The sequence below is a fragment of the Dyella silvae genome (assembly GCF_026421305.1).
GTDB classification, from domain to species: domain Bacteria; phylum Pseudomonadota; class Gammaproteobacteria; order Xanthomonadales; family Rhodanobacteraceae; genus Dyella; species Dyella silvae.
In genome coordinates, this window is record NZ_JAPJBQ010000012.1 from 45765 (window position 1) to 68117 (window position 22353).

At 61.7% G+C, this 22353-nt stretch carries 25 protein-coding genes; 10 read left to right on the top strand and 15 right to left on the bottom strand.

The window, feature by feature from the left end; genetic code table 11:
* Nucleotides 1-49: 49 nt before the first annotated feature.
* Genes OQE56_RS19185 through OQE56_RS19200 form a run of 4 tightly spaced genes read left to right on the top strand, consistent with a single transcriptional unit; the run spans nucleotide 50 to nucleotide 2132 of the window.
* A complete protein-coding gene (locus OQE56_RS19185) occupies nucleotides 50-475 on the top strand; it encodes a YeeE/YedE family protein (protein WP_267226554.1) in 426 nt (141 codons plus the stop codon).
* 8 nt (nucleotides 476-483) lie between these two features.
* On the top strand, nucleotides 484-897 hold the full coding sequence (locus OQE56_RS19190; RefSeq protein ID WP_267226556.1) for a DUF6691 family protein: 414 nt from the start codon (nucleotides 484-486) through the stop codon (nucleotides 895-897).
* Nucleotides 898-907: 10 nt separating this feature from the next.
* Nucleotides 908-1771 (top strand): MBL fold metallo-hydrolase, encoded by an 864-nt coding sequence (locus OQE56_RS19195; protein ID WP_267226557.1) that lies wholly within the window; start codon nucleotides 908-910, stop codon nucleotides 1769-1771.
* 13 nt (nucleotides 1772-1784) lie between these two features.
* Complete coding sequence (locus tag OQE56_RS19200) at nucleotides 1785-2132, top strand: ArsR/SmtB family transcription factor (RefSeq protein ID WP_267226559.1); 348 nt, start codon at nucleotides 1785-1787, stop codon at nucleotides 2130-2132.
* Between the two features lie 51 nt (nucleotides 2133-2183).
* Here OQE56_RS19200 and OQE56_RS19205 read toward each other — a convergent pair whose 3' ends face one another.
* On the bottom strand, nucleotides 2184-2390 hold the full coding sequence (locus OQE56_RS19205) for a CsbD family protein (RefSeq protein WP_267226561.1): 207 nt from the start codon (nucleotides 2388-2390) through the stop codon (nucleotides 2184-2186).
* Between the two features lie 304 nt (nucleotides 2391-2694).
* Here OQE56_RS19205 and OQE56_RS19210 point away from each other — a divergent pair, with 304 nt between their 5' ends.
* Nucleotides 2695-3246, top strand: coding sequence for an HdeD family acid-resistance protein (locus tag OQE56_RS19210; RefSeq protein ID WP_267226563.1), 552 nt, complete (start codon nucleotides 2695-2697; stop codon nucleotides 3244-3246).
* 75 nt (nucleotides 3247-3321) lie between these two features.
* Here the strand turns inward: OQE56_RS19210 and OQE56_RS19215 are convergent, their stop codons facing one another.
* Nucleotides 3322-3909 carry a hypothetical protein gene (locus OQE56_RS19215; protein WP_267226565.1) on the bottom strand — a complete coding sequence of 196 codons (588 nt, stop codon included), beginning with the start codon at nucleotides 3907-3909 and terminating at the stop codon, nucleotides 3322-3324.
* Between the two features lie 151 nt (nucleotides 3910-4060).
* Nucleotides 4061-4885, bottom strand: a complete 825-nt coding sequence (gene queF, locus OQE56_RS19220; protein ID WP_267226567.1) for an NADPH-dependent 7-cyano-7-deazaguanine reductase QueF — start codon at nucleotides 4883-4885, stop codon at nucleotides 4061-4063.
* A gap of 138 nt (nucleotides 4886-5023) precedes the next feature.
* Between queF and OQE56_RS19225 the strand changes: the two genes are divergently transcribed.
* From OQE56_RS19225 to OQE56_RS19235, 3 genes are all read left to right on the top strand, one after another.
* Entirely contained in the window at nucleotides 5024-7216 is a 2193-nt protein-coding gene (locus OQE56_RS19225; protein ID WP_267226568.1) for a penicillin acylase family protein, read from the top strand.
* 169 nt (nucleotides 7217-7385) lie between these two features.
* The gene (locus tag OQE56_RS19230) at nucleotides 7386-8378 is read left to right on the top strand and encodes an MBL fold metallo-hydrolase (protein WP_267226570.1); all 993 of its coding nucleotides are present in this window, start codon (nucleotides 7386-7388) and stop codon (nucleotides 8376-8378) included.
* A 126-nt stretch (nucleotides 8379-8504) separates the two neighbouring features.
* Nucleotides 8505-9821, top strand: a complete 1317-nt coding sequence (locus tag OQE56_RS19235; RefSeq protein WP_267226572.1) for a Xaa-Pro dipeptidase — start codon at nucleotides 8505-8507, stop codon at nucleotides 9819-9821.
* Nucleotides 9822-9866: 45 nt separating this feature from the next.
* On the opposite strand, the gene OQE56_RS19240 is transcribed toward OQE56_RS19235, so the two are convergent.
* The 8 genes from OQE56_RS19240 to OQE56_RS19275 all read right to left on the bottom strand — a co-directional run bounded on the left by OQE56_RS19240 (nucleotide 9867) and on the right by OQE56_RS19275 (nucleotide 17772).
* Nucleotides 9867-11258 (bottom strand): sensor histidine kinase, encoded by a 1392-nt coding sequence (locus tag OQE56_RS19240; RefSeq protein WP_267226574.1) that lies wholly within the window; start codon nucleotides 11256-11258, stop codon nucleotides 9867-9869.
* Nucleotides 11255-11920, bottom strand: coding sequence for a response regulator (locus OQE56_RS19245; protein WP_267226575.1), 666 nt, complete (start codon nucleotides 11918-11920; stop codon nucleotides 11255-11257). Before OQE56_RS19245 ends, OQE56_RS19240 begins: the two co-directional genes overlap by 4 nt.
* A gap of 120 nt (nucleotides 11921-12040) precedes the next feature.
* Nucleotides 12041-12757: a phosphatase PAP2 family protein gene (locus tag OQE56_RS19250; protein ID WP_267226577.1), complete on the bottom strand. Its 717-nt coding sequence runs from the start codon at nucleotides 12755-12757 to the stop codon at nucleotides 12041-12043.
* A 17-nt stretch (nucleotides 12758-12774) separates the two neighbouring features.
* A complete protein-coding gene (locus tag OQE56_RS19255; protein ID WP_267226578.1) occupies nucleotides 12775-15087 on the bottom strand; it encodes a TonB-dependent receptor in 2313 nt (770 codons plus the stop codon).
* Between the two features lie 155 nt (nucleotides 15088-15242).
* Nucleotides 15243-15659: a cupin domain-containing protein gene (locus OQE56_RS19260; protein ID WP_267226580.1), complete on the bottom strand. Its 417-nt coding sequence runs from the start codon at nucleotides 15657-15659 to the stop codon at nucleotides 15243-15245.
* An 81-nt stretch (nucleotides 15660-15740) separates the two neighbouring features.
* Nucleotides 15741-16643 carry a patatin-like phospholipase family protein gene (locus OQE56_RS19265; RefSeq protein WP_267226582.1) on the bottom strand — a complete coding sequence of 301 codons (903 nt, stop codon included), beginning with the start codon at nucleotides 16641-16643 and terminating at the stop codon, nucleotides 15741-15743.
* Between the two features lie 279 nt (nucleotides 16644-16922).
* Nucleotides 16923-17117: a hypothetical protein gene (locus OQE56_RS19270; protein ID WP_267226583.1), complete on the bottom strand. Its 195-nt coding sequence runs from the start codon at nucleotides 17115-17117 to the stop codon at nucleotides 16923-16925.
* Between the two features lie 28 nt (nucleotides 17118-17145).
* Nucleotides 17146-17772 carry a glutathione S-transferase family protein gene (locus OQE56_RS19275; protein ID WP_267226585.1) on the bottom strand — a complete coding sequence of 209 codons (627 nt, stop codon included), beginning with the start codon at nucleotides 17770-17772 and terminating at the stop codon, nucleotides 17146-17148.
* Nucleotides 17773-17885: 113 nt separating this feature from the next.
* On the opposite strand from OQE56_RS19275, the gene OQE56_RS19280 reads away from it, so the two are divergent.
* Nucleotides 17886-18356, top strand: a complete 471-nt coding sequence (locus OQE56_RS19280; protein WP_267226587.1) for an Lrp/AsnC family transcriptional regulator — start codon at nucleotides 17886-17888, stop codon at nucleotides 18354-18356.
* A 154-nt stretch (nucleotides 18357-18510) separates the two neighbouring features.
* Here OQE56_RS19280 and OQE56_RS19285 read toward each other — a convergent pair whose 3' ends face one another.
* The gene (locus OQE56_RS19285; protein WP_267226588.1) at nucleotides 18511-18804 is read right to left on the bottom strand and encodes a colicin immunity domain-containing protein; all 294 of its coding nucleotides are present in this window, start codon (nucleotides 18802-18804) and stop codon (nucleotides 18511-18513) included.
* A 759-nt stretch (nucleotides 18805-19563) separates the two neighbouring features.
* Between OQE56_RS19285 and OQE56_RS19290 the strand changes: the two genes are divergently transcribed.
* The gene (locus tag OQE56_RS19290) at nucleotides 19564-20409 is read left to right on the top strand and encodes an isocitrate lyase/PEP mutase family protein (RefSeq protein WP_267226591.1); all 846 of its coding nucleotides are present in this window, start codon (nucleotides 19564-19566) and stop codon (nucleotides 20407-20409) included.
* Nucleotides 20410-20768: 359 nt separating this feature from the next.
* Here OQE56_RS19290 and OQE56_RS19295 read toward each other — a convergent pair whose 3' ends face one another.
* The 3 genes from OQE56_RS19295 to OQE56_RS19305 all read right to left on the bottom strand — a co-directional run bounded on the left by OQE56_RS19295 (nucleotide 20769) and on the right by OQE56_RS19305 (nucleotide 22034).
* Nucleotides 20769-21113, bottom strand: a complete 345-nt coding sequence (locus OQE56_RS19295) for a hypothetical protein (protein WP_267226592.1) — start codon at nucleotides 21111-21113, stop codon at nucleotides 20769-20771.
* Between the two features lie 32 nt (nucleotides 21114-21145).
* Nucleotides 21146-21538 (bottom strand): hypothetical protein, encoded by a 393-nt coding sequence (locus OQE56_RS19300; RefSeq protein WP_267226594.1) that lies wholly within the window; start codon nucleotides 21536-21538, stop codon nucleotides 21146-21148.
* Nucleotides 21539-21764: 226 nt separating this feature from the next.
* Nucleotides 21765-22034: a hypothetical protein gene (locus OQE56_RS19305; RefSeq protein ID WP_267226596.1), complete on the bottom strand. Its 270-nt coding sequence runs from the start codon at nucleotides 22032-22034 to the stop codon at nucleotides 21765-21767.
* Nucleotides 22035-22353: the final 319 nt, after the last annotated feature.

Genomic DNA, 22353 nt, shown 5'->3' on the forward strand with positions numbered 1-22353 from the left:
GCGACATATATTAGAAATATCGAATATATGCATATAACGGAGTAACCGTATGCACCCGTGGGTACTCTCCGCCATCGGCGGTGTGTTGATCGGCCTGTCGGCCGTGCTGCTGATGGGCACGCTGGGCCGCATCGCCGGCATCAGCGGTATCGCCAGCGGGCTGGTAGCCGGCGCGAGCGATCGCGGCTGGCGCGTGGCATTTATGGTGGGGTTGATTGCCGGGCCGCTGCTGTTGCTGCTGTTGCGCGGCGAAAGCGGTATCGGGGCGCCGCAGGTGTCCCTGCCGTGGATGGCTGCAGCGGGCTTGCTGGTGGGCTTTGGCACGCGCCTGGGCGGTGGTTGCACCAGCGGTCATGGTGTCTGCGGCATGGCGCGGCTTTCACCGCGTTCGTTGACGGCGACGATGGTGTTCATGGTGGTGGGTGTCGCCACGGTATTCGTGATGCGTCATCTGCTGGGAGGTTCGGGCGTATGAAACTCGGTATGGCATGTCTTGCGGGCCTGTTGTTCGGCCTTGGCCTGAGTCTTGGCGGTATGACGCAGCCGGCGGTGGTCCTCGGCTTTCTCGATATCTTCGGGAACTGGAATCCACGCTTGCTGTTCGTGATGGCGGGCGCCGTCCTCACCACGGCGATCGGGTACCGCTGGGTGTGGGGCCGGGCGCGCCCCTGGTTCGAATCGGAGTTCAGGCTACCGGCCACACGGCAGATCGACAGCCGCCTCGTGCTGGGCGCAGCCTTGTTCGGTATCGGCTGGGGTATCGCGGGTTACTGCCCGGGCCCGGCTCTGGCATCGCTCGGTAGCGGGCTGGTGCCGGTCGCAACGCTGGTCGCCACGATGGTGCTGGGTTGGTGGCTTGCCGCCAGGTTGCCAGCGCCCGCCAAACCCACGACGTGAGATGTGAACGATGAATCGTCCTGACGTACAAACCTTTTTCGACGAGCCGACCAACACGTTCAGCTATGTCGTGTGGGATCCGGTCACGCAGAAGGCGGCGGTGATCGATAGCGTGCTCGACTACGATGCCGCGTCAGGCCGCACAAATCATGCATCGGCTGATGACATCGTCAATTTCGTCGAGGCGAAAGGCCTGACGGTGGAGTGGGTGATCGATACGCACGTGCATGCCGATCACCTCTCGGCGTCGCCTTATGTGCAATCGCGTCTGGGCGGCAAGCTCGCCATTGGCGAGCACATTCGCGCGGTGCAGGAAACCTTTGGCAAGTTGTTCAACGCCAACGACGGATTCAGCGTCGATGGCAGCCAGTTCGATCATCTGTTCAAGGATGGCGAGCGCTACGTCCTGGGCTCTATCGAAGCCGTGGCGATGCACACGCCGGGACATACGCCGGCCTGCATGACCCATGTCATCGGTGATGCCGCTTTTGTCGGCGATACCCTGTTCATGCCCGACTACGGCACCGCACGCTGCGATTTCCCTGGCGGCGATGCACGTGCGCTTTATCGCTCCATCCACCGCATCTTTGCCTTGCCAGAGTCAACGCGCATCTTCCTCTGTCACGATTACAAGACGGCAGGTCGCGATACCTACGCTCACGAAACCACGGTGGGTGAGGAGCGCCGCGCGAACATTCATGTGCATGACGGTGTCGACGAAGATGCGTTTGTAAACATGCGCACGGCGCGCGATGCGACGTTGTCGGTACCACGCCTGCTGCTTCCCTCGGTGCAGGTCAACATGCGTGGCGGTCTGCCGCCGGCAGAGGATAACGGCGTGCGCTATCTCAAGATTCCACTCGACGCTTTCTGAGGGCGCCGGCGCCATGAATCGTTCCGCCAAATCCGTCCCGTCGCGCAGCCGCAAACCCGCCATCAGCATGGAGGCCATGCAACGCCATGCCGACGAGGCGGTATCTGCGCTCAAGGCCCTCGGCAGCCCCAACCGCCTGATGCTGTTGTGTCAGTTGCTGGACGGCGAGCGCTCGGTGAACGAGCTGGCTGAGGCGCTGGAGCTGGCGCAGAGCGTGGTATCCCAGCATCTGTCCTTGCTACGCCGCGATGGGTTGGTGGCCGGCCGCCGCGAGGGGCAGTCGATCTACTACGGCATTGCCGACGAGCGAGTGCATGCGCTCATGGCCAAGCTGTTTGAACTCTACTGCGCAGATGATTGACACAGGCCCTCCCCCAAAGAGGGGGAGGGCGCAAACGTTGGTTGATGCGGATTAGTGGTGACGAATCTCTTTCTCAAAGGCTTTGACTTGCTTATCGGCCTCGTCACGCGCCATGCCATAACGCTCTTGTAGTTTGCCCGAGAGGTACTCGGAGTTGCCCTGAGCCACTCTCAGATCGTCGTCGGTGAGTTTGCCCCAGTGCTGTTTGATCTGACCGCTGAGCTGCTTCCACTGACCTTGGATAGTGTCTTGATTCATGATGTGTCCTCGCATATGGGCGGTATGCAATGCGCATTGCAGGGACCGATTCGAACAATGCACGAGTTAAGTGCGTGTGCCCATGACGTTGACTGTGGTGGAAGCGGTTCATCGCCGTATGGCAGCGCCTGATACGGCGTTCGCATTTCGTCGACATGGAAGATGCGTCGATGGCGTCTCGAAGGGGAGAGCGACAGGCTGACGTGGCCCGAGGTAAGCGGCGGACAGCAGTGTCTTTCTCGAGACGGTCTACTGGCCAAGGGCCGATGCCGGCCCATTACTCAACATGACGGAGGGGCGCGACATGAGTTCTATTCTGCAACGCGGGGTCAGTCGTACGGGTTGGCTGCTGATGTTCTACGGCATCATCTCGATACTGTTCGGCATCAGCGCATTGTTCTGGCCGGGCAGTACGATCGTGGCTTTGGCCTGGGCGTTCGGGCTGATGGCCGTGGCTGAAGGGGTCATCAGCCTGTTTGCCTTGTTTCAGCGTCAGGTGGCGGTGTCCCGCGGCTGGCTGGTGCTGTATGCGCTCGCATCCATCGTGTTTGGCGTGCTCGCCATCATGCATCCGGTAGCGGTGCTCAATGTGTTGCTGATCTTCCTTGCCGCCTGGCTGATGGTGGCGGGTGTGTACCGCATCGTGTTTGCGATACGCGTGCGCAAGGAAATCACGGGCGAGTGGATGATTGCGCTGAGTGGCGTGTTGGCGATTCTGTTGGGCGTGTTGTTTGCGGCGTACCCCGCAGCGGGGCTGTTGACCGTGGCGATCTGGATCGGCGCGGCGGCATTGGTTTACGGTGTGCTGCAGTTGGTTGCCGGTGTACGCATGTACCGCTGGAAGCGCGCGCTGTAAACGAATAGCCGATCATCCGATACGAAAAAGGCGCCGCGAGGCGCCTTTTTCGTCAACGGGATTCAGCGTGCGGCTTCAGCTACGCACATCGAAACCTTCAGTGGCAACCGTCTGGCCGTTGAGGGTAATGACGACCTTGTACTTGCCCTTGGGCCACGGGTTCGGGTTCTGCACGCTGAACGTTGTGATGGCCGGCCCATTGGTGGCGATCGACTCGCTGGTGCTGCTGAAGGTCTCCTCCTTGCCGTCTACATACGTCCACTTGGCGTTCAACGTGGCGTTGTCAGTGTTGCCGGTGGTGGCGACGCTGGCGTAGATGGCCTTGTCCTCAGGTGCAAAGTGGCGCTGTTCCTTGCTGATGGCATTGGCGCTGTCGACCTGACTGCCGATGGTGACTGTCGCGACGCGGATGGTGCTGGCGGGCGTGAGGCTGGTCGACTTGCCCGATGTGCTGGCAGGCGCCGGTGCCGTTGTGGCAGGCGCCGGCTCGCTCTTGGCAGGAGCCGTCGCGGCGGGCGCTGGCGCGGCCGGAGCCGGTGCACTGGCGGCAGGCGTGGCCGGCGTCGTGCTGGACGCCGGTTCTTGCTTGCCGCACGCGGTGAGCATCAGCAGGCCGGCGAGGGTCGCGCAGTACAAAGCGGTGTTGCGTGCCTGAATGTTCATGACTGACCCCGTGGCTGGTGGCGGAACATGCACCCGGCGATACCGCTGCAGCCGGGTGCCCCAACCCATACAGGCTAGTCCTTCTGGACTGAAGCGCTGATTACCAGCGGCTTTCTTCAACACCGCCTTCACACAGGCAAAAGGGGCGTTTTTACTGGCGTGCCCCGCGCGGATTGTCCGGCGCGCCGGTGCCCGTGCTGCGGTAGGGGTTGATGTCCAGGCCGCCGCGCCGGGTGTAGCGCGCGTAGACGCTGAGATGTTCGGGGCGGCAGCGCTGCATGACATCCACAAAAATGCGTTCCACACACTGCTCGTGAAATTCATTGTGATTGCGGAACGACACCAGATAACGCAGCAGCCCGGCCTGATCGATGGGAGCGCCGCGATACTGGATCTGCACGCTGCCCCAGTCGGGTTGCCCTGTCACCGGGCAGTTGGAGCGCAGCAGGTTCGACACCAGCGCTTGTTCGATGACGGGTTGCGCGGTGTCCGCATGCAGGTAATCCGCGCGTGGCGGGCCGTAATCGTCGATATCCAGCGCCTGGTCGTCGATCAGCAGACCTCCGAGGTCCACCACGGCATGTCCCTGGGCGCGGGCATCGCTCAGCAGCACGTCCACCGGTGCGCCGGCGGCAGCGGAGAGATCGCGCTCGAGCGTGGCTATGAGCGTCGCCGCGTCGGCCATGCGCTCCTGCGAGAAGCCGTTGAGGTAAAGCTTGAACGACTTCGACTCGATGATGTTCGGCGACGTGGCCGGCACGCGGAATTCCGCCAGTGCTACCACCGGCTTGCCACGCGCATCCAGCCAGGAAAGCTCGTAGGCATTCCAGATATCCACGCCGTGGAACGGCAGCGGCTGGGATACGCCGATCTCTTCGCGCTTGGCCGTGCGCGGTATCGGAAACAGCAAGCTGGGGTCGTAGCGGTCGGCGTAGGCCGTGGTCTTGCCGAGGGGGGAATGTTCGGGAGTACTCATCGCTCTATTGTACCGCCCCCCGCTTTGCGCCATCGCAGGAAGCTGCGAAGGGCAAACCATGACCACTGACCCGGTTCAGCTGGGCGCGCAGGTTCCTATAGTCTGGCCTTGTATCTGGGGAGAGGAAGGAAAGCCTGCATGCGGAAAACTGTCCTGGCCTGTGGCATGGCCGTGCTTGTGGCCGGCGCATGGTGCGTGCAAGCCCGCGCCGATGACGCCCATGCGGGCCTTGCGCGCTGGCATGCCGAAGCCAAGGCCGTCACCATCACCCGCGACGACTGGGGCATCGCCCACGTGCACGGCAAGACCGATGCCGACGCAGTGTTCGGCATGGCTTATACGCAGGCCGAAGACGACTTCAATCGCGTCGAGACCAACTACCTCAATTCGCTGGGCTGGCTGGCCAAAGCCGAAGGCGAGAAGGCGATCTGGTCCGACCTTCGCCAGCAGTTGTGGATCGATCCGGTTGAGCTGAAGCGCATCTACGCCAAGAGCCCGTCCTGGCTGCGCGATCTGATGGACGCGTGGGCGGATGGCCTCAACTATTACCTCGCGATGCATCCGGACGTGCATCCGCGCGTCATTACGCACTTCGAGCCGTGGATGGCGTTGAGTTTCAGCGAGGGCAGCATCGGTGGCGACATCGAGCGCGTATCGCTGAAGGCGTTGCAGGCGTTCTATGGCAAGCCCGCCGATACGGTGGCTTTCGTCGACACGCCGTCGAGCTGGGTGGAACCCACCGGTTCCAACGGCATGGCCATTGCGCCGAAGCTCTCGGCTGACGGCCACGCGTTGTTGCTGATCAATCCACATACTTCGTTCTTCTTCCGTTCCGAACTGCAGATGAGCAGCGATGCCGGGCTGGATGTGTATGGCGCGGTGACCTGGGGCCAGTTCTTTGTCTATCAGGGCTTCAACAAGCACATCGGGTTCATGCACACCTCCACCACGGCCGACGTAGTGGATGAGTTTGCCGAAACTACCGTGCGCGATGGCGGCAAGCTCGGTTATCGCTACGGCAAGGACGTTCGTCCGGTCACCGTCAGGCCGATCACCATCGCCTATCGGAAGACGGATGGCTCGATGGGCGAGCGCGCGTTCACCACCTACGCCACCCATCACGGTCCCATCGTGCGCGAGGAAAGCGGCAAGTGGATTGCGACTGCGCTGATGAACAAGCCCATGGAAGCGCTGGAGCAAAGCTGGCTGCGCACCAAGGCTACGGACTTCGCCAGCTTCATGAAGATCGCCGAGCTCAAGGCCAACTCCTCGAACAACACCATCTTCGCGGACGACAAGGGCGAGATCGCCTATCTGCATCCGCAATTCATCCCCGCGCGCGACAACCGCTTCGATTACACCAAGCCCGTCGATGGCAGCGATCCGGCCACCGATTGGCATGGTCTGCTGCCGCTGGATGCGGCGCCCCATCTGCTGAATCCGGCCAACGGCTGGATCATGAACACCAACAACTGGCCGTACTCCGCCGCTGGTGCATCCAGCCCCAAGCGTGAAAACTATCCGCGTTACATGGATAGCGTGGGCGAGAATCCACGTGGACTCCACGCCACGATGGTGCTCAGCGACAAGCACGACTTCACCCTTGCATCGTTGATCACGGCAGCCTTTGATTCGTACCTGCCGGCGTTTGCGCGGCAGATACCGATACTGGTTGCGGATTACGATGCGCTGCCGGCGCATGACCCGCTGAAGAAGAAACTCGCGGGACAGATTGCCCTTTTGCGCAGCTGGGACTATCGCTGGGGCATAGCCTCCATGCCCACGTCGCTTGCCGTGTTCTGGGGCGACATTCTGTGGGACAAGGTGGACAAGTCGGATGTCTCCGAAAGCCTTTCCGTCTACGACATCATGGCTGAGCGGGCTGGCCCGAAAGCCCGGCTCGAAGCATTGGCCGAAGCATCCGACCGGCTGGAGAAGGATTTCGGCAGCTGGGGCGTGCCATGGGGTGAAGTGAATCGCTATCAGCGCATCAATGCCGCCATCGTGCAGCCATTCGATGATGCCAAGCCGAGTATCCCCGTGCCGTTCACCTCATCGCGCTGGGGTTCGCTGGCATCGTTTGGCGCGCATCGCTGGCCCGGCACCCGGCGTTACTACGGCACCAGTGGCAACAGCTTTGTCGCTGTGGTGGAGTTCGGCGACAAGGTGCGTGCACGCGCCATCACCGCCGGTGGCGAAAGCGGCCACACCGACTCGCCACACTTCAACGACGAAGCCGAGCGCTACACCACCGGCAACCTGCGGGCCGTGTACTTCTGGCCGGACGATCTCAAGGGGCATACCGAGCGGGTCTATCACCCGGGTTCGTGAACGCATGGGTGGCCAGAACGTAGCGGCCATCCATACGTCCGCAACCTGATCGTAAGCTACGGACTCCATCATCCCGTGATCGGGTCCGTCTGCGGTGCCTTCGCAAGTTTTCACAGGCCTGTCCTGCGCCGATCTCTGGCCAGCCAATCCCAATCATTGAGGGGCAGTGATGAAACGCGTTCTATGCGTGTTGTTGGCTTTCAGCGCCATGCTTGCGCTACCTGTCTTCGCTCAGACGGCTACCGGCACCATGGATGTGCAATGGGATGCCGGCAAAGCGGACTGCAGCAACGAAGCGCCTCGCCCGTTGCAGGTGCATCGTTACAACGACAGTACCTATGTGCTTCGCGAGAATCTCTGCACCACCTACGAAGCGCCTTTCATGTACTTGCTGATCGGCGAGGCGAAAGCTTTGCTGATCGATACCGGTGACGTTGCGCAAGCGCAGAAGGTGCCGCTGGCTTCGACGGTCATGTCGCTGCTGCCGAACGTGCAGGGCGCAAAGATGCCGCTGATCATTGTGCATACGCATGGGCATCTGGATCACCGCGAAGGCGACGCCCAGTTTGCGTCGATGCCCAACGTGCAGATCGTGGGAGCCGATCTGGATCACGTGAAGGCGTACTTCGGATTCCAACAGTGGCCCGATGGTGTAGCCGAGGTGGATCTCGGTGGCCGCATCGTGGACGTCATTCCCACGCCCGGCCATTACCCTTCGCACGTGTCTTACTACGACCGCAACACCGGGCTTGCCTTCACCGGCGACTTCTTCCTGCCGGGCCGGCTGATCATTGATGACGCCAATGCGGATCGCGCCAGCGCCAAGCGCCTCGCGGACTTTCTGCGTACGCGCCCGGTCACGTACGTGCTGGGCGGCCACGTGGAGCTCAATCGTCACAATGATCTGCAGGAGATGGGTTCCAGCGTGCATCCCGATGAGCGGCCGCTTCCGCTCAGCAAGGACGACCTGATGAACTTGCCGGCGGAGCTTGCCAACTACAACGGCTTCTACGGCCAGAGTGGCATGTTCGTCATGTACAGCCAGACGCGCGTACTGCAGGGTATGGCAGCGGCTGCCGTGGTTCTGTTGATCATGTTGGTGCTGGCGGTGCGCTGGATGCTTCGCCGCCGCAAGCGTGTCAAGGCCGCTAAGGCATCCTGACGAGCGATACCCCGTTGTTTACTGTAGGGTGAACAACGGGGGATATCGCAGGATCGTGGCGCAGGGCGCGACGACGGGCGCTCCCCCGTCGTTCCGCCCGCTTACTGCCCACGGAGATCCCGCTGCATGCGTTTGCTGCCTCTTTTTGCCGCCATGGCTTTGTCATCCGGTTCCGTTGCTGCTGCCTTGGCTGACGATGCTCCCGCGCCTGCGCGCGTCGCTGTCCGCGCGGCCCATCTGGTCGATGTGCAGACGGGCACGGTGCGCGACAACCCGCTGGTGATCATCGATGGCGAACGGATCACCGAGGTGCGGTACGACGGACAAGTGCCGGCCGGTGCGAACGTGATCGACCTGGGCGGCGCCACGCTGCTGCCTGGCCTGATCGATTGCCACGTGCATCTGACGGGTGACCCGAGTGCGGTAAAGGGTGATTACTACGAAGCCGTGCTCAAGCGCGGTTCCATCGATGCCGCAATCGTTTCGCCCGTGTATGCGAAGCGTACATTGGACGCAGGCTTTACCACCGTGCGCAACCTCGGCGCTGACGATTACGTTGACGTGTCATTGCGCGACGCGATCAATCGCGGCGATGTGCCCGGTCCGCGCATGTTCGTGTCGGGGCCGCCGCTGGGCGCGACCGGCGGCCACGCCGACGGCACCACGGGCTTCTCGCCCCTGATCGAGTTTCACGGCACCACGGGCGTCGCCGACGGCGTGGATGCCATTAGGCATCGTGTGCGCGAGAACGTGAAGAACGGCGCTGACGTGATCAAGTTCATGGCGAGTGCGGGCGTGCTCAGCGCAGAGACCTCGGTGGGCGCACCGCAGTACTCGCAGGAAGAAATGAACGCGCTCGTCGATGAAGCGCATCGCTGGGGCAAGAAAGTGGCCGCGCACGCACACGGTGCGGAAGCCATCAAGATGGCTATTCGTGCGGGTGTCGACTCGGTCGAGCACAGCAGCCTGATCGATGATGAAGGCCTCAAGCTCGCCAAGCAGCGCGGCACCTATCTCGACTTCGACGTTTACAACGACGATTACATTCTCAGCGAGTACGCCAAAAAGGGTTTCCCGGCGAGCACCGTCGAGAAGGAGAAGTTGGTGGGCCGGCTGCAGCGCGAGAACTTCCAGCGCGCAGTCAAGGCCGGCGAAAAGATGGCCTTCGGCACCGACGCGGGTGTTTATCCGCATGGCTGGAACGGCAAGCAGTTTGCCACCATGACGCAATGGGGCATGACCCCGATGCAGGCCATTCAGGCCGCTACTGTCAACGCGGCTGATCTGCTCGATATGAAAGGCAAAATCGGCGCGGTTGCTCCGGGCTACTACGCCGATCTCGTCGCGGTGAATGACAATCCGCTGAGCGATATCACTCAGCTTCAGCACGTCGCCTTTGTGATGAAGGGTGGCGAGGTGGACAAGAACGAGATCAAGCGCTGAAGTGATGCGGCGATTTTCAAGCGGTCATGGGATCGGTTGGCACCGCTAAAGACAAAGCAGCGGTATGGAAACGCGCACCCGCAAGCCGCGACCTGACGGCGCATCGAGCAGTTCGATCGATGCGCGGTGCAGGCCGGCGGCGCGTGCCACGATGGAAAGACCCAGGCCATAGCCTTCACCGCGCGTGCCCGCTTCGCGATGGAAGCGGGCAAACACGGCCTGGCGTCTTTCCGCCGGAATACCGGGGCCATCATCAATCACTTCCAGCGTGGCCTCCTGCGTGCTCTGGGCGATCGACAGTTGAATGGCGCCGCCCGCGGGTACATAGCGCAGCGAGTTTTCCAGCAGATTGCGCAGCAGTGCAGCCAGCGCCGGTTCGTAGCCCTTTACCAAGACGGAGGCGTGCTCTCGGGTAAATGCGAGATCCACGCCACGTCGTTGGATGGCGGGCGTCAGTTCGTGCACGACGCCATCGGCCAGCGTCACCAGATCGACACTGGCTGGCCGGCTCGATGCGGCGCCCGCCTCGAGCTTGGCCAGCGAAAGCAGTTGTTCGATGCGCCTGGCCAGCGTGCCGACGCTGTTTTGTGCGCCGGCGAGGCTGTCCTGAATCTCGTCGAGATCAGCGGTGGCCATGGCGCTTTCGAGGTTGAGCATGATCGACGCCAGTGGCGTGCGCAGCTCGTGCGCTACATCAGCGCTGAAGCGGCGTTCGCGCTCCAGCGCATCCTCCTGACGAACCAGCTGATCGTTGAGTGCGGAGAGCACCGGGCGGAGTTCCTTCGGTGCATCGGGAAGCGTGATGCGCTCGCGGCTGCCGGGTTCACGCACCGACAAGGCCGTGGTCAGGTCTGCCAACGGGCGCAGTCCGCGCGCTACGGCCCAGCCCACCAATAACGCGAGCACGGGCAGACCGAGCATGAAAGGCAGACCGTGATCGAGCCACAGTGTATTGACGATTTCCTCGCGGCTGTCATAGCGATCGGCAACGCGGATGATGTAACCGCTGTTGGGGTCCACGTAATTGAAGGTGCGCCACACGTGGTGCTGCTTCTTCAGGTCGTGGTAGGCCGATCGATCGTCCGGCGTGGCCGGAAGCGTGACCAGGTTGACCGTGCCGATCACCAGCTTGCCGTGGCGATCGAACACCTGAAAGCCCACTTCCGACTCATGCGTGGCGACTTCGCCCAAGGCCTCCAGGACACTTTTCTTTTGCACGGGCACGAGCATGCCCTTGTGCTCTTCGAATGTCTGGATGCCTGCATGCTGGATCAGCGTGGCGATAGTGTGCGCCGCTTCAGCCAGCCGGGCGTCAGACACCACCGCCATCTGGGCGCTGGTGCGGATAAAGCTGTAGATCGCCAGCGGAAGCAGGAACAGCACCAGCAGCGCGATGATCATCCAACGCAGCCGGCCGCGCAGGCTGTTGAGTTTCACCGCGGATCTCGCGGGATCATGTAGCCGAAAGCGCGCACGTTTTGAATGGTGTCGAAGCTCAGCTTGCGGCGCAGCGAATGCACCAGTACGTCCAGCGCGCCGTCGGTGACGACTTTTTCACTGCCGTAGAGCGAGCTTTCCAGGGTGTCGCGACGGACCAGGCGGCCCGCGCGTTCCATCAGTGTCTGCAGCAGTGTGAGTTCGCGCCGGGTGAGGTCCACCTTGTTGCCGTGGAAGGTGACCTCCAGCGTGGCCAGATCCAGACATAGTGCGCCGGCTTCGATACGGTTGGCGGCAAGGCCTTGCATGCGACGCGTCAGCGAGCGAATGCGCGCGCCAAGTTCATCGAGATGGAAGGGTTTGGTGAGGTAGTCGTCGGCGCCCGCATCCAGGCCATGCACGCGCGCCTGTACAGCGTCGCGAGCGGTGAGGATGAGAACAGGTGTGCGAATGTTGTCGCGGCGTGCTTCCGTCAGCACGTCGAGTCCGTCCTTGCCGGGCAGGCCCAGATCCAGCAGCACCAGATCCGCGTTTTCTTCGCGCATGGCGGCTACCGCATCCGTGCCATCGGTGAGCCACGTCACTGTGTACGACAGACGATCGAGCGCACGCTGGATCGCCGCGCCAAGCTCCAGATCGTCTTCCACCAGAATGATGTGCACCTTGCCCCCTGTGACGGATGCGGCAGGCGATGTTGCCTGCCGCGTCGTCCGTCGATTGTCTTGCCGTTCTGTTACGGTCCGGGGAAAAAAGTGCCCATCCTTGGGCGTGCTCCAAAGAGATTAAGGGGACTTGGGAGCCAAACCGGCCGCGCGCAGTTCCTCGCGCGCCGCCGCCAGATCGTGCTGCATGGCTGGCGAGGCCAGCATGTCGATGGCCAGCGCCTGGCCGAATTCACGCCCTGCGTAGATGTCCTGCAGGGTGTGCACGCCCTTCACCACGCGGCGCCAGCCGATATCGCGGGCGTGCTGCATCAGTGCGTCGGCATCCTGCGGAAACAGCTGCGCCAGCAGGATCGCGTCGACGGCGGCACGGCTGGCATGGCCGCTGGGATAACCGAAACTCTTCTTGGCGGCTTTCTCTGGGTGCAGTGCGCATGCGGAGGCGGGTGGGCAGGGGCGCGGGCGCTTCCAATGGTTCTTGGAAAGGTCTACGGCATCCTTGGTCTCGGTCTCGGCTTCCTTGAACAGCGCGGCTACGTGCGGCAACTTTTCGGCGCGAAAGTCCACGCCGATCACCGGCGCGAAGGCGAACGCGTCGAAGTCGTCTTCCTGTTTGGCCTGATTGAAGTCCGCTGCGGAGCGCTCGGCAAAGGCGCGATCCGTCGCGGCGCGATCAGCGAGATCCTCCGCGCTGCCCGGCGCACTGGGCGCGGGCAGTGCGGCCATGACGGTGTTGACCTGCGTATCGCTCAGGTAGCTGCCGGAAGCGTGTGCGTTGGCAGTGACACCGAGCAGCGGCGTCATCAACACGAGGGCAATGGCGAGGGGCTTCTTCATCAGTACATCCCCACCCATCACAGGCCCAGCGACACAGAAGCGAACCAGCTGCGGCCCGGCAACACGTAGTACGAACCCACGTTACCGCTCACCGAGTTGATCACCAGGTTGTGCGCATCGAACAGGTTGTCCACCTGCAGACGCAGCTTGTAGCTCTTGATCACCGAGCCGGTGAGGTTCTGGCCGTAGCCCACGCTCATGGCCGCCTGCCAGTAGCCCGGGGTGCTGACAGTGGACGTCACTGAGGAGGCGATATCCGGATTGAAGGTGGAGTTGTACGCCTTCTGGCCGCCCGAATACTTGTCATACAGCGAGGCGAAGAAGCCGCTGTTCTCGTACATCATGCCGATGGCCGCCGTGCGATTTGGCACGTTGGGCATGTCGAGGTTGGAACCCTTGAAGGTCGCGTCTTGCAGCGAGCCGTTGACGAACGCACTGGCACCGCCGCCGATGTAATAGGTCGCCTCGCCTTCGATGCCTTTGATGTACGCGCCCTTGGCCAGGTAGTACACCGGATCGGTCGTACCCGGCACGGTGGTGGAGAACTGGTAGTTCTTGTAGTTGATGAAATACACGTCGGCGTCTGCGTTGAAGCGCTCGGTCTTGTAGACCGTGCCGAACTGGTAGTTCATGGTCTGCGTAGGATGCGTGTTGTTGGCCGTCGGGTCCGGCACGTAGAACTGGTTGAGGTTGGGCGTGAGAAAACCCTGCGCGGCGGTAGCGTAGATGCTCCAGTCCTCACGCAGCAGATAGTTGGCGGTGAGGTACCCCAGCGACTTGTCCCAGGTCTGGCTGTAGTAGAGCGGCGTCTTGGTGCCCTGGTTGATCGGCGCCTGAATGTCACGCGTCACGTGGAAGTACTTCACGCCCGGCGTGACGCTGAGGCCGTCATAGGCGTACCACTCGTATTCGGCGTAGAGCTGACCGGTGTGCAGTTGATCCGTCATCGTGTACTTGTACGGACCGCTGTACACGCCCTTGCTGTTGAATGTGCCAAAGGTGGATGCGCCCGGCTTCACATCGATGGCGCCGTCGCGGCCATAGTCGATGGCCACGCTGCTGCGGTTATTGTCGGTGTACTCGTACCAGCCACCGGTACGGAACTGACCGTGGTCGTCCGCATGCACCAGGGCAAGCACATCGCCCCACGCGCGATAGTTGTTGATCTTCACAAAGCCACCCATGTTGGTCTTCGAGACCTTGGTGCCCACATAGGGGCTTTCATGGCTGGTGTTGTCGTACGCGTAGGTATAGACCTTGTTGTCCACCGACCAGGTGTCCGACAGCAGGCTATGCACGCCGAGGTATTCCAGGTCGGTTTCCTTGGTCTGGTAGTTGTAGCAGGCGCAGTTGGTGCTGGTGGGGTCGTTATTGAGCCCGAAATTGCGGTCCAGCTGCTGAATCTGGTCTTCGGTCAGCGAACTCAGATTGGGATTGTTGAAGCGGATGTAGTTGTAGTTGCTGAGGAAGGTGAGTTCGGTGCTCTCGCCGATCGGCTGCACGTACTTGATGTAGCCGGTCTTGCGCGACATGTCGCCGTTGGTCTTGGCGGTGTCGGTGCTCATGTACTGCGCGCTGGCAATGAATTTGCCGCCGCCCAGATCGTTGAGCTTGCCGGAGTTCACTTCCAGGTGAGTCAGCGAGGTGCTGTAGCTGCCGAAACTCTGCGTCGGAATGAACGAGAAGCTGTCGGTCGGGTCCTTCGAGCTCAGCGCCACCGTACCGCCGAAGGTGGCCTCGCCGATGGTGCTGGCATTGCCGGGGCCGCGATCGATCACGAGCTGGCCCAGCATCTTGGCCGGGAAGTAGCTGCTGGTGTGATGACTGAAGTCGTTGGTGTCACCGAACGGAATGCCGTCATAGGTAACGTTGTACTGGTTGTCGTTGAAGCCACGCAGGGTCAGCTGCTTCGACTCGCCGAGGCCTGGGCCGGCGGGGTTCACATTGGTCACGCTTGGCGCGATCGCGGCGATGGTGGCGTAGTCGGCGGTGGGCGCGACGTGGTTGCTGATCCAGTCCAGGCCGATGACCGACTGCGGCTGGGTAATGGTGAGGTCAGCCTGCGTCGGCGCCTGCGTGAGTGCCGAGGTGTCGGCATTCGCGCGTACTTCGACTTCCTCCAGCTCCTTGGCCGGCTTGAGGGCGTTGGGGTTGGCGCGCGAGGGCGAGGGTGATGCATCGGCGGCCGGCGCGCTGGTGGCGTCGGTGTCGGTGGCGTGCACCGGCATGCTCAGGCACAGGCCCGCCAGCATGGCCAGGCCAATGGCGTGGGAAATCGGGCGCAAGGCAAGGAACGACGCGGGTGCGCGCCGGCTGGAAGCAAGGGACATGGCGAGGTGTCTGGTGGCTGGATTCAGCGCACTAGCGTGGGGTTGCCGTTTGACAGTTCTGTTGCATGAGGGTGATGCGCGCAGGCGGTTTACTTAGGTCTGTCTTAGACAGTCCTGAGGAGCGGGCTTTTGTTGTGCAGTGGGAGCGGACGGTGTTACTTCACCGGCTCGGCCAACGGCTTGCCCTTGTCGACGATCCAGGTGGACAGCGCCACCCCGCCGTCGCCGCCCGGTGCGGCGGCAAGGCTGTGCACGGCGCCGCGCGGATTGAAGAAGTGATCGCCAGCCTTGAGCACACGGTCGGGCTGGCCACGCGTCTTCAGTATCAGGTTGCCCTTCAGCACATAACCCGATTCGTCGCCCTCGTGCACATGCCAGCCGATCACCGTGCCAGCGGGCAACTCCGCCGTACCGATCACGATCTCCTTCCCCGGCACGCCGCTCTGATCGTGCTGATCGAGAATGGTGCGCTTGGGCTGCACTGCGCCCGGTGGTGTGTCCTGAGCAAAAGCACTCAGCCCCCATGCCGCGGCAACAAACAACGCGGTGCTCGCGATATAACGGAGAGACATGGCGGATACCTCGGTGCAGGCCCGGTGTCCGCGCATTGTGTGCACCCGTGCGTGACCGGATTGCGAAGCCGCCGCGTGCGGTCAGTGGCGCGAAGGTTCCAGCGTCACCCGTTCGCTTTGCATAACCTTGGTGGCGTCCTGGCTGCCGAGCGCTAGTGCGGCCTGAATGTCGGTAGCCGCCGTGCAATTCCAGGTGGAAACGGGCACGCGCTGGCTAGGTTGCAAGTAGTGGCGGCCGCGGTAGCGAAACAGCGTCGGCAACTTGGGGTAATGGCGGGTAAGCAGTACCAGCGTGGTGGCTCTCGCCGCCGACGCTTCGGGCAGCACCGGTACGCTGTCCAGATACCCGCCATCGATGGCCACGCCGCCTGCGACGTGTTGTGCCGAAAGAAACGGTGGCGCTGCTGCCGCTGCCACCAGCAACGTCTGCGCTTCGGCGAGCGTGGCGCATTGCTGTAGTCCGACGAACTCCTGACGCAGACCCAGCATGCGCGGCAGGCGAGGGTGCAGGCGATTCCACAGGAACTTGTCCACCAGATAGGCGCAGGTGCCTGCCACCATCGAACCCTTCAGGCCGAGCGCGCGTGCGGGCCGCGTCAACGCCACGATCAGTTGCTGCGGCGCTTCGCGCACGGCGTCGAAGGTGCTGTCGTTGACGAACGAGGCGAGCCACGCCGGATAGACGCGGTGATGCGCAAACCGCCATTGCCGCGGCGTGCGGCCGCGCCATTCGAACAGCCGCGGCGTATCGCTGAACAGCTGCCGGCATGATTCAAAGGCGCGCTGCAGCCCGTCACTGGTGAGTGCCGCGGCCGCCACGGCGGCGCCCGCACTGGTGCCAACCAGAGTCGGCGGCAGGTGCCAGCCGCGCTTCATCCAGTCGGACACCATAGCGGCCTGCCACCAACAACGATTGCCGCCGCCGGCGAAAACCAGCGTTTCGATCTCGGGCAAATGCAGGCGGTTGACTGCCTCAACGTGCATGGTGATTTTGCGGGTGGCCGATAAGCCCGCAAGCATGGCGGCGGTTCGCGGAGGACTCAAGGGCAGGGCGTTGCAGCTGCCCAAAAAGGATAGGCCCCCTTTCGGGGGCCTATGGGCCGGAACTAGGGGGGCGACCGGCCCGGTTGCCGCTCGTTCGTGGAAACGACCGGCATGCGTAGATTGCCGCAAAGCACGGTGCCTTCTGTGTAAGCGAAAACCTACGTTGTTGGTAGGTGCAAGGATCGTCTCGTGTCGGGCTGACAGGGTTCGGCAACCCATTCACTGTGCGCGCACGTTTCCATCGCCGATGCCCAGGCAAAGACGTGCAGGCCAGGTGAAGAACCCACTGCGCGTGATGCGTTGCTGACGCGTGTCGTGCTCATCGCGTGGCGGTGGGGCGCTCAGTCGTTGCGCCAATCGTAGATCGGTGATGTAACCGTGCAGAAACAACAGATCAGTCCATAGCGAGCGCATGCGGGTCTCCCGTGGGCGGATGAAAAGCTCAGTCGACGGTGTCGCCGGTCAGTGGCGTGGCGAGCATCGAGGGACGTTGGATAAAAGCGCGGTACCACGCAGAAAGGTGTGGCCGGCCATGCTCAAAGTCGGGCAGCTCGCGAAACGCCAGCCAGCTCAACGCGGTTGCCAGCGCGATCTGGCCAATGTCGATGCGGCACGGCGGCGATGGGTCAGCCCATTCGCGCTCGAGAAAATCGTAGGCCGCCACCAGCTTCTCCATCTGCCCATCCCGCATGGCGGGATAGCGCAGCGCTTCCGGTCGGCGCACGGTTTCGTGGCGCACCGCGATGCCCGCATCGCACAGGCCCTGGGCCAGTGCCTGCAAACGAAGACTGCGCCATCGTTCGCGCGGATCGCTGGGGATGAAGGTCGGGCCGTCATGCAGGCCGTCCAGGTATTCGCAGATCACGCTGGAGTCGAACAGCGCGGTGCCATCATCGAGCACCAGCACGGGCACCTTGCCCAGCGGGTTCAGGCAGAAAACCTCTTCGTTGCGCCAGGTGGGGCTGGTCTCGTGATGCACGACGTGGAGGCGGTTGGCGAGGCCAGCCTCGTGGGCCATCACCAGCACCTTGCGGGCGTAAGGGGAGTGGGTCTGATAGAGAAGCTGCATGGTCTAGATGCGTGGGGCGGGTATGCGCATTCTGGCCAGAGTTCGTGCGGCTGAGCTGCGTATTGGCCCTCTGTGGCGTTGCCTGGCCGCATCTTTTGCCGTATCTATGCGGCATGGCGACCGACTACCAGCTGGATGATTTCGACCGGGAGATCCTGCGCTGGGTGCAGCGCGACGCACGCGTCACGGGAGAGGAGATCGGCGCCAGCATTGGCCTCTCTGCGGCGGCCGTGCAGCGCCGCCTGAAGCAACTGCGCAAGGTGGGCGTGATCACCGCCGAAGTGGCGCTGGTGGATCCTGCTGCCGTGGGGCAGGTGATGACCTTCATCGTGGGCGTGGAGCTGGAGCGCGAGCGCGTCGATATGCTCGATGCGTTTCGTGGTGCGGCGCGCGCCGACCCGAATGTGCAGCAGTGCTATTACGTCACCGGCGAGGCGGACTTCGTGCTTATCGTCACCGCCAAAGACATGGACGACTTTGAGGCGTTCACGCGGCGACTGCTGTTCGACAACGCCAACATCCGCCGCTTCACCACGCAGGTGGTGATGGCGCGCGACAAGGTGGGCAGCAGCGTACCTGTGTAACGCCGTACCGCGCCGCCCTGATGCGGATGGTGGTGAGGGCTGAACAACGAGCTGGCACGGTCTGAACAAGGTTCCAGTGTTGCTCACCTTGCGGCCACCGCCCGATTTAGGCCACACCCGTAAGGCCTTCTATGGGTCGGGAGCGGACCTTTTGCTACTGGCTATCTCGACTTTCTAGCTCGGTAAGTCGATCACGGGCTTTACGGACCTCTGCATATAGCTCCGAGTCATTGATGGCGGTTTCCGACAACGTTTTTCGAATCTCAGCATCGGCGCAATATGCGTCAACAACGCCAAACAGCGCATCGAGTATCTGGAAAAGGGGTTCTTCCATGAAAGCCTCTCGCTTGAAGCGCTCTAGGTAGAACCGTTGAAACTGCACAGGATGGATGCTGCCGCCAAGTAACTCATCCATGAGTTGCCCGTAATTCTGGATTAGCTCCCCCATCACTCCATCTCCTAAGTCCACCTACGCCCTTCCCTTCATGATGTCCCCTATGGGACGGAAGCGGACCTTGGCGGCTAGTGCTTTCGACGAGACGCGGCTACCGCCGACAAGGCCAAAAGTCCGCCCAGGATGAGCGAGACCCAGCCTGCCGGGGCCTGTCTATCGGAGTAGAGAATAGCCACGCCCATTGCGGCCAGCCCAACCGCCATGATGGCCTGAACACTTCGTTGCGCTTTGTAGATGCTCGCGTTTTTCAGCGTAGTTAATTGAAGCTGGGACAACGCCTCTGCTGTCGGCCTGCATACTTCGGAGCACGCCAAGCCGTTGGTGACCGGAATACCGCAAGTTCTACAAACACCCTTAGCACAACACTTGCACACACCGACGGCTGCTGTATCACCGTGAACGTAGCACTGCATGCGAATCCCCTTCGTTTTGCCTAAGCCAGCGCCCGCATTGGATGACGGCCAGCGCTCTTATGTCGAGTGTCTGCTACGGGTCGGAAGCGGACAGTTGCGTTTCAAGTATTACAGCACACTGAATCCGTACAGCAGCATGGTTGCTCCCTCGAAGTCGCGGCTATTGTTCGTCAGCTATTTGTAGGGCACGGAAAAGGGAGCGGAGTTTTCATCTGTTTGATTGCCCCTGGTAGCACTCCGCCCCTTTTTCTCTGTCATCCATAGATATCGATAGCGAAGGACCGTCGTCTATGGTCTGATCTGCGCGCCCAACGTGTGGGTACGCATTCAGGTCAAGAGCATGAATCCAGTACACAGAAGCCGAGCCGAATACTTCCAGCAACTGCATGCGGGCGCGGAGCCGTTGGTGTTGCCCAATGCCTGGGACGCTGCTAGCGCGCGAATCATCGAAAATGCTGGTGCCAAGGCCATCGCCACGACCAGCGACGGCATGGCGTGGGGACTGGGATATCCCGGCGGTCAACAGATGACGGTGCAAGAGCTGCTGTCGACCTGTCTACGCATTTGCCGCGTCGTGAACGTCCCCGTAAGTGCGGACATCGAGCAGGGCTATGGCAGCGATGCGCAGGAAACTGGCGAGCTTGTTGAAGCCCTGATCCGCGGTGGAGTCGTCGGCATCAACATGGAAGATGGCATGGCATCGGATGGCCAAACGCTCGCCTCGTCCGGTGTGCTCAGCGAACGCATCGCTGAAGCTCGGGCGGTGTCGCTGCGCCTTGACCTTCCGCTTTTCATCAATGCGCGCATTGATACCTACTTTGCCCCCGGCCTTGATGCACAGACGCGATTTGAAGAAACGTGTACGCGCGCCCGGTCTTATATCGACGCCGGGGCCAGCGGCATTTTCGTGCCCGGCCTTGCTGATCTGGAACAGATCGCCAGCCTGGCCAAGCTGCTTCCGGTGCCGCTGAACATTTACGCCGGCTATGCCGGTGCACCAATCTCCACCGTACTGGGGGAGTTGGGTGTGCGACGCATCAGCCTGGGTTGCGGCACCATGCAAGCGAGCCTGGCGCACCTGGATCGCATTGCCCGGGAGGCGCTGGCTCAAGGCTGCTCCGCAACCATGGGCGGCCTGATGCTTTCGGTCTCGCAAGCCAGCAACTTGTTCCAACCCCGCTCATAAAAGCGAGGTCAGGGCGGGCGTCAGCACTCATGTCGACGCAAGAAATTCGACCAGCGAGCGCTGGGCGCTGCATCGCCACTTCAGCTCGAAATAAGAAAGCCTTGGGAGAGAAACTGTGCGCTTCGGGTCGGAAGCGGACCTTCCGAGGTACTTTCCAAAGTGGCTGTGAATGAGCCCAACAACCGTCTCCCGGTCCTGTTCGATGCCTGGGGACCGATATTGATCTGGCTCCCGACTCACCCAGCCATCGATGATGCGGACACCGGCTGAGAGCGAAAAGGGGTCAGACTGCTTTTTCTAGTCCTTAGAAAAAGCACTCTGACCCCATTTCGCAACCCGACCGGATTCGCATTGTGGCGTCAACCAAGCAGGTTCCGATCCTGCAAGGCGAGATTTATTTCAGCCGAGAATTCCGGGTCGGACTTGTACCGCTCCCAAAGAAATTGTTGCGACGCGTGCGAGAGCCCAGTGCGGCGCGTTACGTTATTTGCCGACCAAATGGAAATGGCGATGGAAACGGCCCAAATGCCGAAGGGACAAGCAAGGAACGGCATCCATGTTCCTAGATGCCATGAGAGAACGCCAAACAGCAAAACCGCAGGAAGTGTCGTGGTGCGGATGGCCTTCAGAGCAGCGAGTCGATGCGCGAGAGCGATCACCATGGCCCTCTGAAGGTCGACTTCCGAGCAGAAATCGTTATCCATGCGATTCTCCCGCATTTATAGAAAGAGAATTCCTAGTGCGTGTGCCGCCACACGAAATAGATAAATGCGAAGGGTACGGCGAACCACGCAAGGCTGTTGAGCACTCGCAGGCCAAGTAGCACCCATACGCCAGAGGCGATGATGGGTGCCGTACTGGCCCCAGAGAATAGTTCGGCGCCGCTGGCTTTGAGCTCGGCAAGGCGCCGGCGAGCCCAGTACCCCAGGCCAAGGAGCGCAGCAATTGCCGCGGCGGACTCGACCCAAAGCTCTCGCTCCTTCTCTCGCTCGCGAAGGCGGTCGTTTACCCAGCCGACGAGGGGTGACCGTGCCAAGGGGAGGTAGCTGGCAGGGAGCTGACGTTCGTCCATGTAACGAAGTTGGCTTGGCGGTATGGCCAGTAGCTGCTGGACGACTTCGACAGACATAGGCGTCGCATGGCCGTCATACAAGATCGTGCCCTCCTGGGAATTGATGGCAAAGGCGACCTTGCCGGGAGGCTCCGACTCCGGGGTGCTCCATTCCTGAGCCATAGAAAGTGTGGCCGCGAAGAACATTGCGACAAGCAAGAAGATGGAACGGCAGCACATATTCGTCAGCCTCCTGTTCGAGTCGGTTTTCCCCGGCCACACTGACCCACGTCCCATGATGCCGTCAGCCAGACAACACTTTCTCCACGTCACAGCTCGTGCCGCTGTTGAAGATCAGCTTGCCAATGCTGTAGCCCGCCGGTGAATCAATGCGAAGGATGGCGTCATCGGTATAGACATATTCGTAACAATACCGAGTCTTGATGTAGACCTGCCCGCCCTGAACCTCGTAAATGTCTTGCGGCTTTCGGGTTACCGTCACCTTGTACACGTCGGACGCGTGTGCAACCAACGGCACAACCGAAGCCAGCAGCACCCACAATAGTCGCTTCATCACTCCCCCCAGTGCTGTGATCGACCACCCCAATCTTAGGCGATTTCGCTGTTCACCTAGCCTGCCATGCCCTTTGGTCCGGAATCCGGTAATGATTGAACGGCATTCCGGTATGGTCTGAACAACCTGCTGGTGTTGGACACCTTGCTGGTGTTGCCCAACTTAGACCACGCCCGAAAGGTCCGCTCTGGGTTGCGACTTCAGCCGGTCAACGCAACACACTATAGACGCGCAAGCGGAAGGAGTGTTGCATGGCACCCAGAGTCCGAAGGCACATAACCGATAGCCAGAAGGCGGTGATGTGGGAGCGCTGGCAGCA

Coding starts and splice junctions, on each gene's coding strand:
- OQE56_RS19185 (WP_267226554.1), top strand. CDS start 50: ATGCACCCGTGGGTACTCTCCGCCATCGGCGGTGTGTTGATCGGCCTG.
- OQE56_RS19190 (WP_267226556.1), top strand. CDS start 484: ATGGCATGTCTTGCGGGCCTGTTGTTCGGCCTTGGCCTGAGTCTTGGC.
- OQE56_RS19195 (WP_267226557.1), top strand. CDS start 908: ATGAATCGTCCTGACGTACAAACCTTTTTCGACGAGCCGACCAACACG.
- OQE56_RS19200 (WP_267226559.1), top strand. CDS start 1,785: ATGAATCGTTCCGCCAAATCCGTCCCGTCGCGCAGCCGCAAACCCGCC.
- OQE56_RS19205 (WP_267226561.1), bottom strand. CDS start 2,390: ATGAATCAAGACACTATCCAAGGTCAGTGGAAGCAGCTCAGCGGTCAG.
- OQE56_RS19210 (WP_267226563.1), top strand. CDS start 2,695: ATGAGTTCTATTCTGCAACGCGGGGTCAGTCGTACGGGTTGGCTGCTG.
- OQE56_RS19215 (WP_267226565.1), bottom strand. CDS start 3,909: ATGAACATTCAGGCACGCAACACCGCTTTGTACTGCGCGACCCTCGCC.
- queF (WP_267226567.1), bottom strand. CDS start 4,885: ATGAGTACTCCCGAACATTCCCCCCTCGGCAAGACCACGGCCTACGCC.
- OQE56_RS19225 (WP_267226568.1), top strand. CDS start 5,024: ATGCGGAAAACTGTCCTGGCCTGTGGCATGGCCGTGCTTGTGGCCGGC.
- OQE56_RS19230 (WP_267226570.1), top strand. CDS start 7,386: ATGAAACGCGTTCTATGCGTGTTGTTGGCTTTCAGCGCCATGCTTGCG.
- OQE56_RS19235 (WP_267226572.1), top strand. CDS start 8,505: ATGCGTTTGCTGCCTCTTTTTGCCGCCATGGCTTTGTCATCCGGTTCC.
- OQE56_RS19250 (WP_267226577.1), bottom strand. CDS start 12,757: ATGAAGAAGCCCCTCGCCATTGCCCTCGTGTTGATGACGCCGCTGCTC.
- OQE56_RS19255 (WP_267226578.1), bottom strand. CDS start 15,087: ATGTCCCTTGCTTCCAGCCGGCGCGCACCCGCGTCGTTCCTTGCCTTG.
- OQE56_RS19260 (WP_267226580.1), bottom strand. CDS start 15,659: ATGTCTCTCCGTTATATCGCGAGCACCGCGTTGTTTGTTGCCGCGGCA.
- OQE56_RS19265 (WP_267226582.1), bottom strand. CDS start 16,643: ATGCACGTTGAGGCAGTCAACCGCCTGCATTTGCCCGAGATCGAAACG.
- OQE56_RS19270 (WP_267226583.1), bottom strand. CDS start 17,117: ATGCGCTCGCTATGGACTGATCTGTTGTTTCTGCACGGTTACATCACC.
- OQE56_RS19275 (WP_267226585.1), bottom strand. CDS start 17,772: ATGCAGCTTCTCTATCAGACCCACTCCCCTTACGCCCGCAAGGTGCTG.
- OQE56_RS19280 (WP_267226587.1), top strand. CDS start 17,886: ATGGCGACCGACTACCAGCTGGATGATTTCGACCGGGAGATCCTGCGC.
- OQE56_RS19285 (WP_267226588.1), bottom strand. CDS start 18,804: ATGGGGGAGCTAATCCAGAATTACGGGCAACTCATGGATGAGTTACTT.
- OQE56_RS19290 (WP_267226591.1), top strand. CDS start 19,564: ATGAATCCAGTACACAGAAGCCGAGCCGAATACTTCCAGCAACTGCAT.
- OQE56_RS19295 (WP_267226592.1), bottom strand. CDS start 21,113: ATGGATAACGATTTCTGCTCGGAAGTCGACCTTCAGAGGGCCATGGTG.
- OQE56_RS19300 (WP_267226594.1), bottom strand. CDS start 21,538: ATGTCTGTCGAAGTCGTCCAGCAGCTACTGGCCATACCGCCAAGCCAA.
- OQE56_RS19305 (WP_267226596.1), bottom strand. CDS start 22,034: ATGAAGCGACTATTGTGGGTGCTGCTGGCTTCGGTTGTGCCGTTGGTT.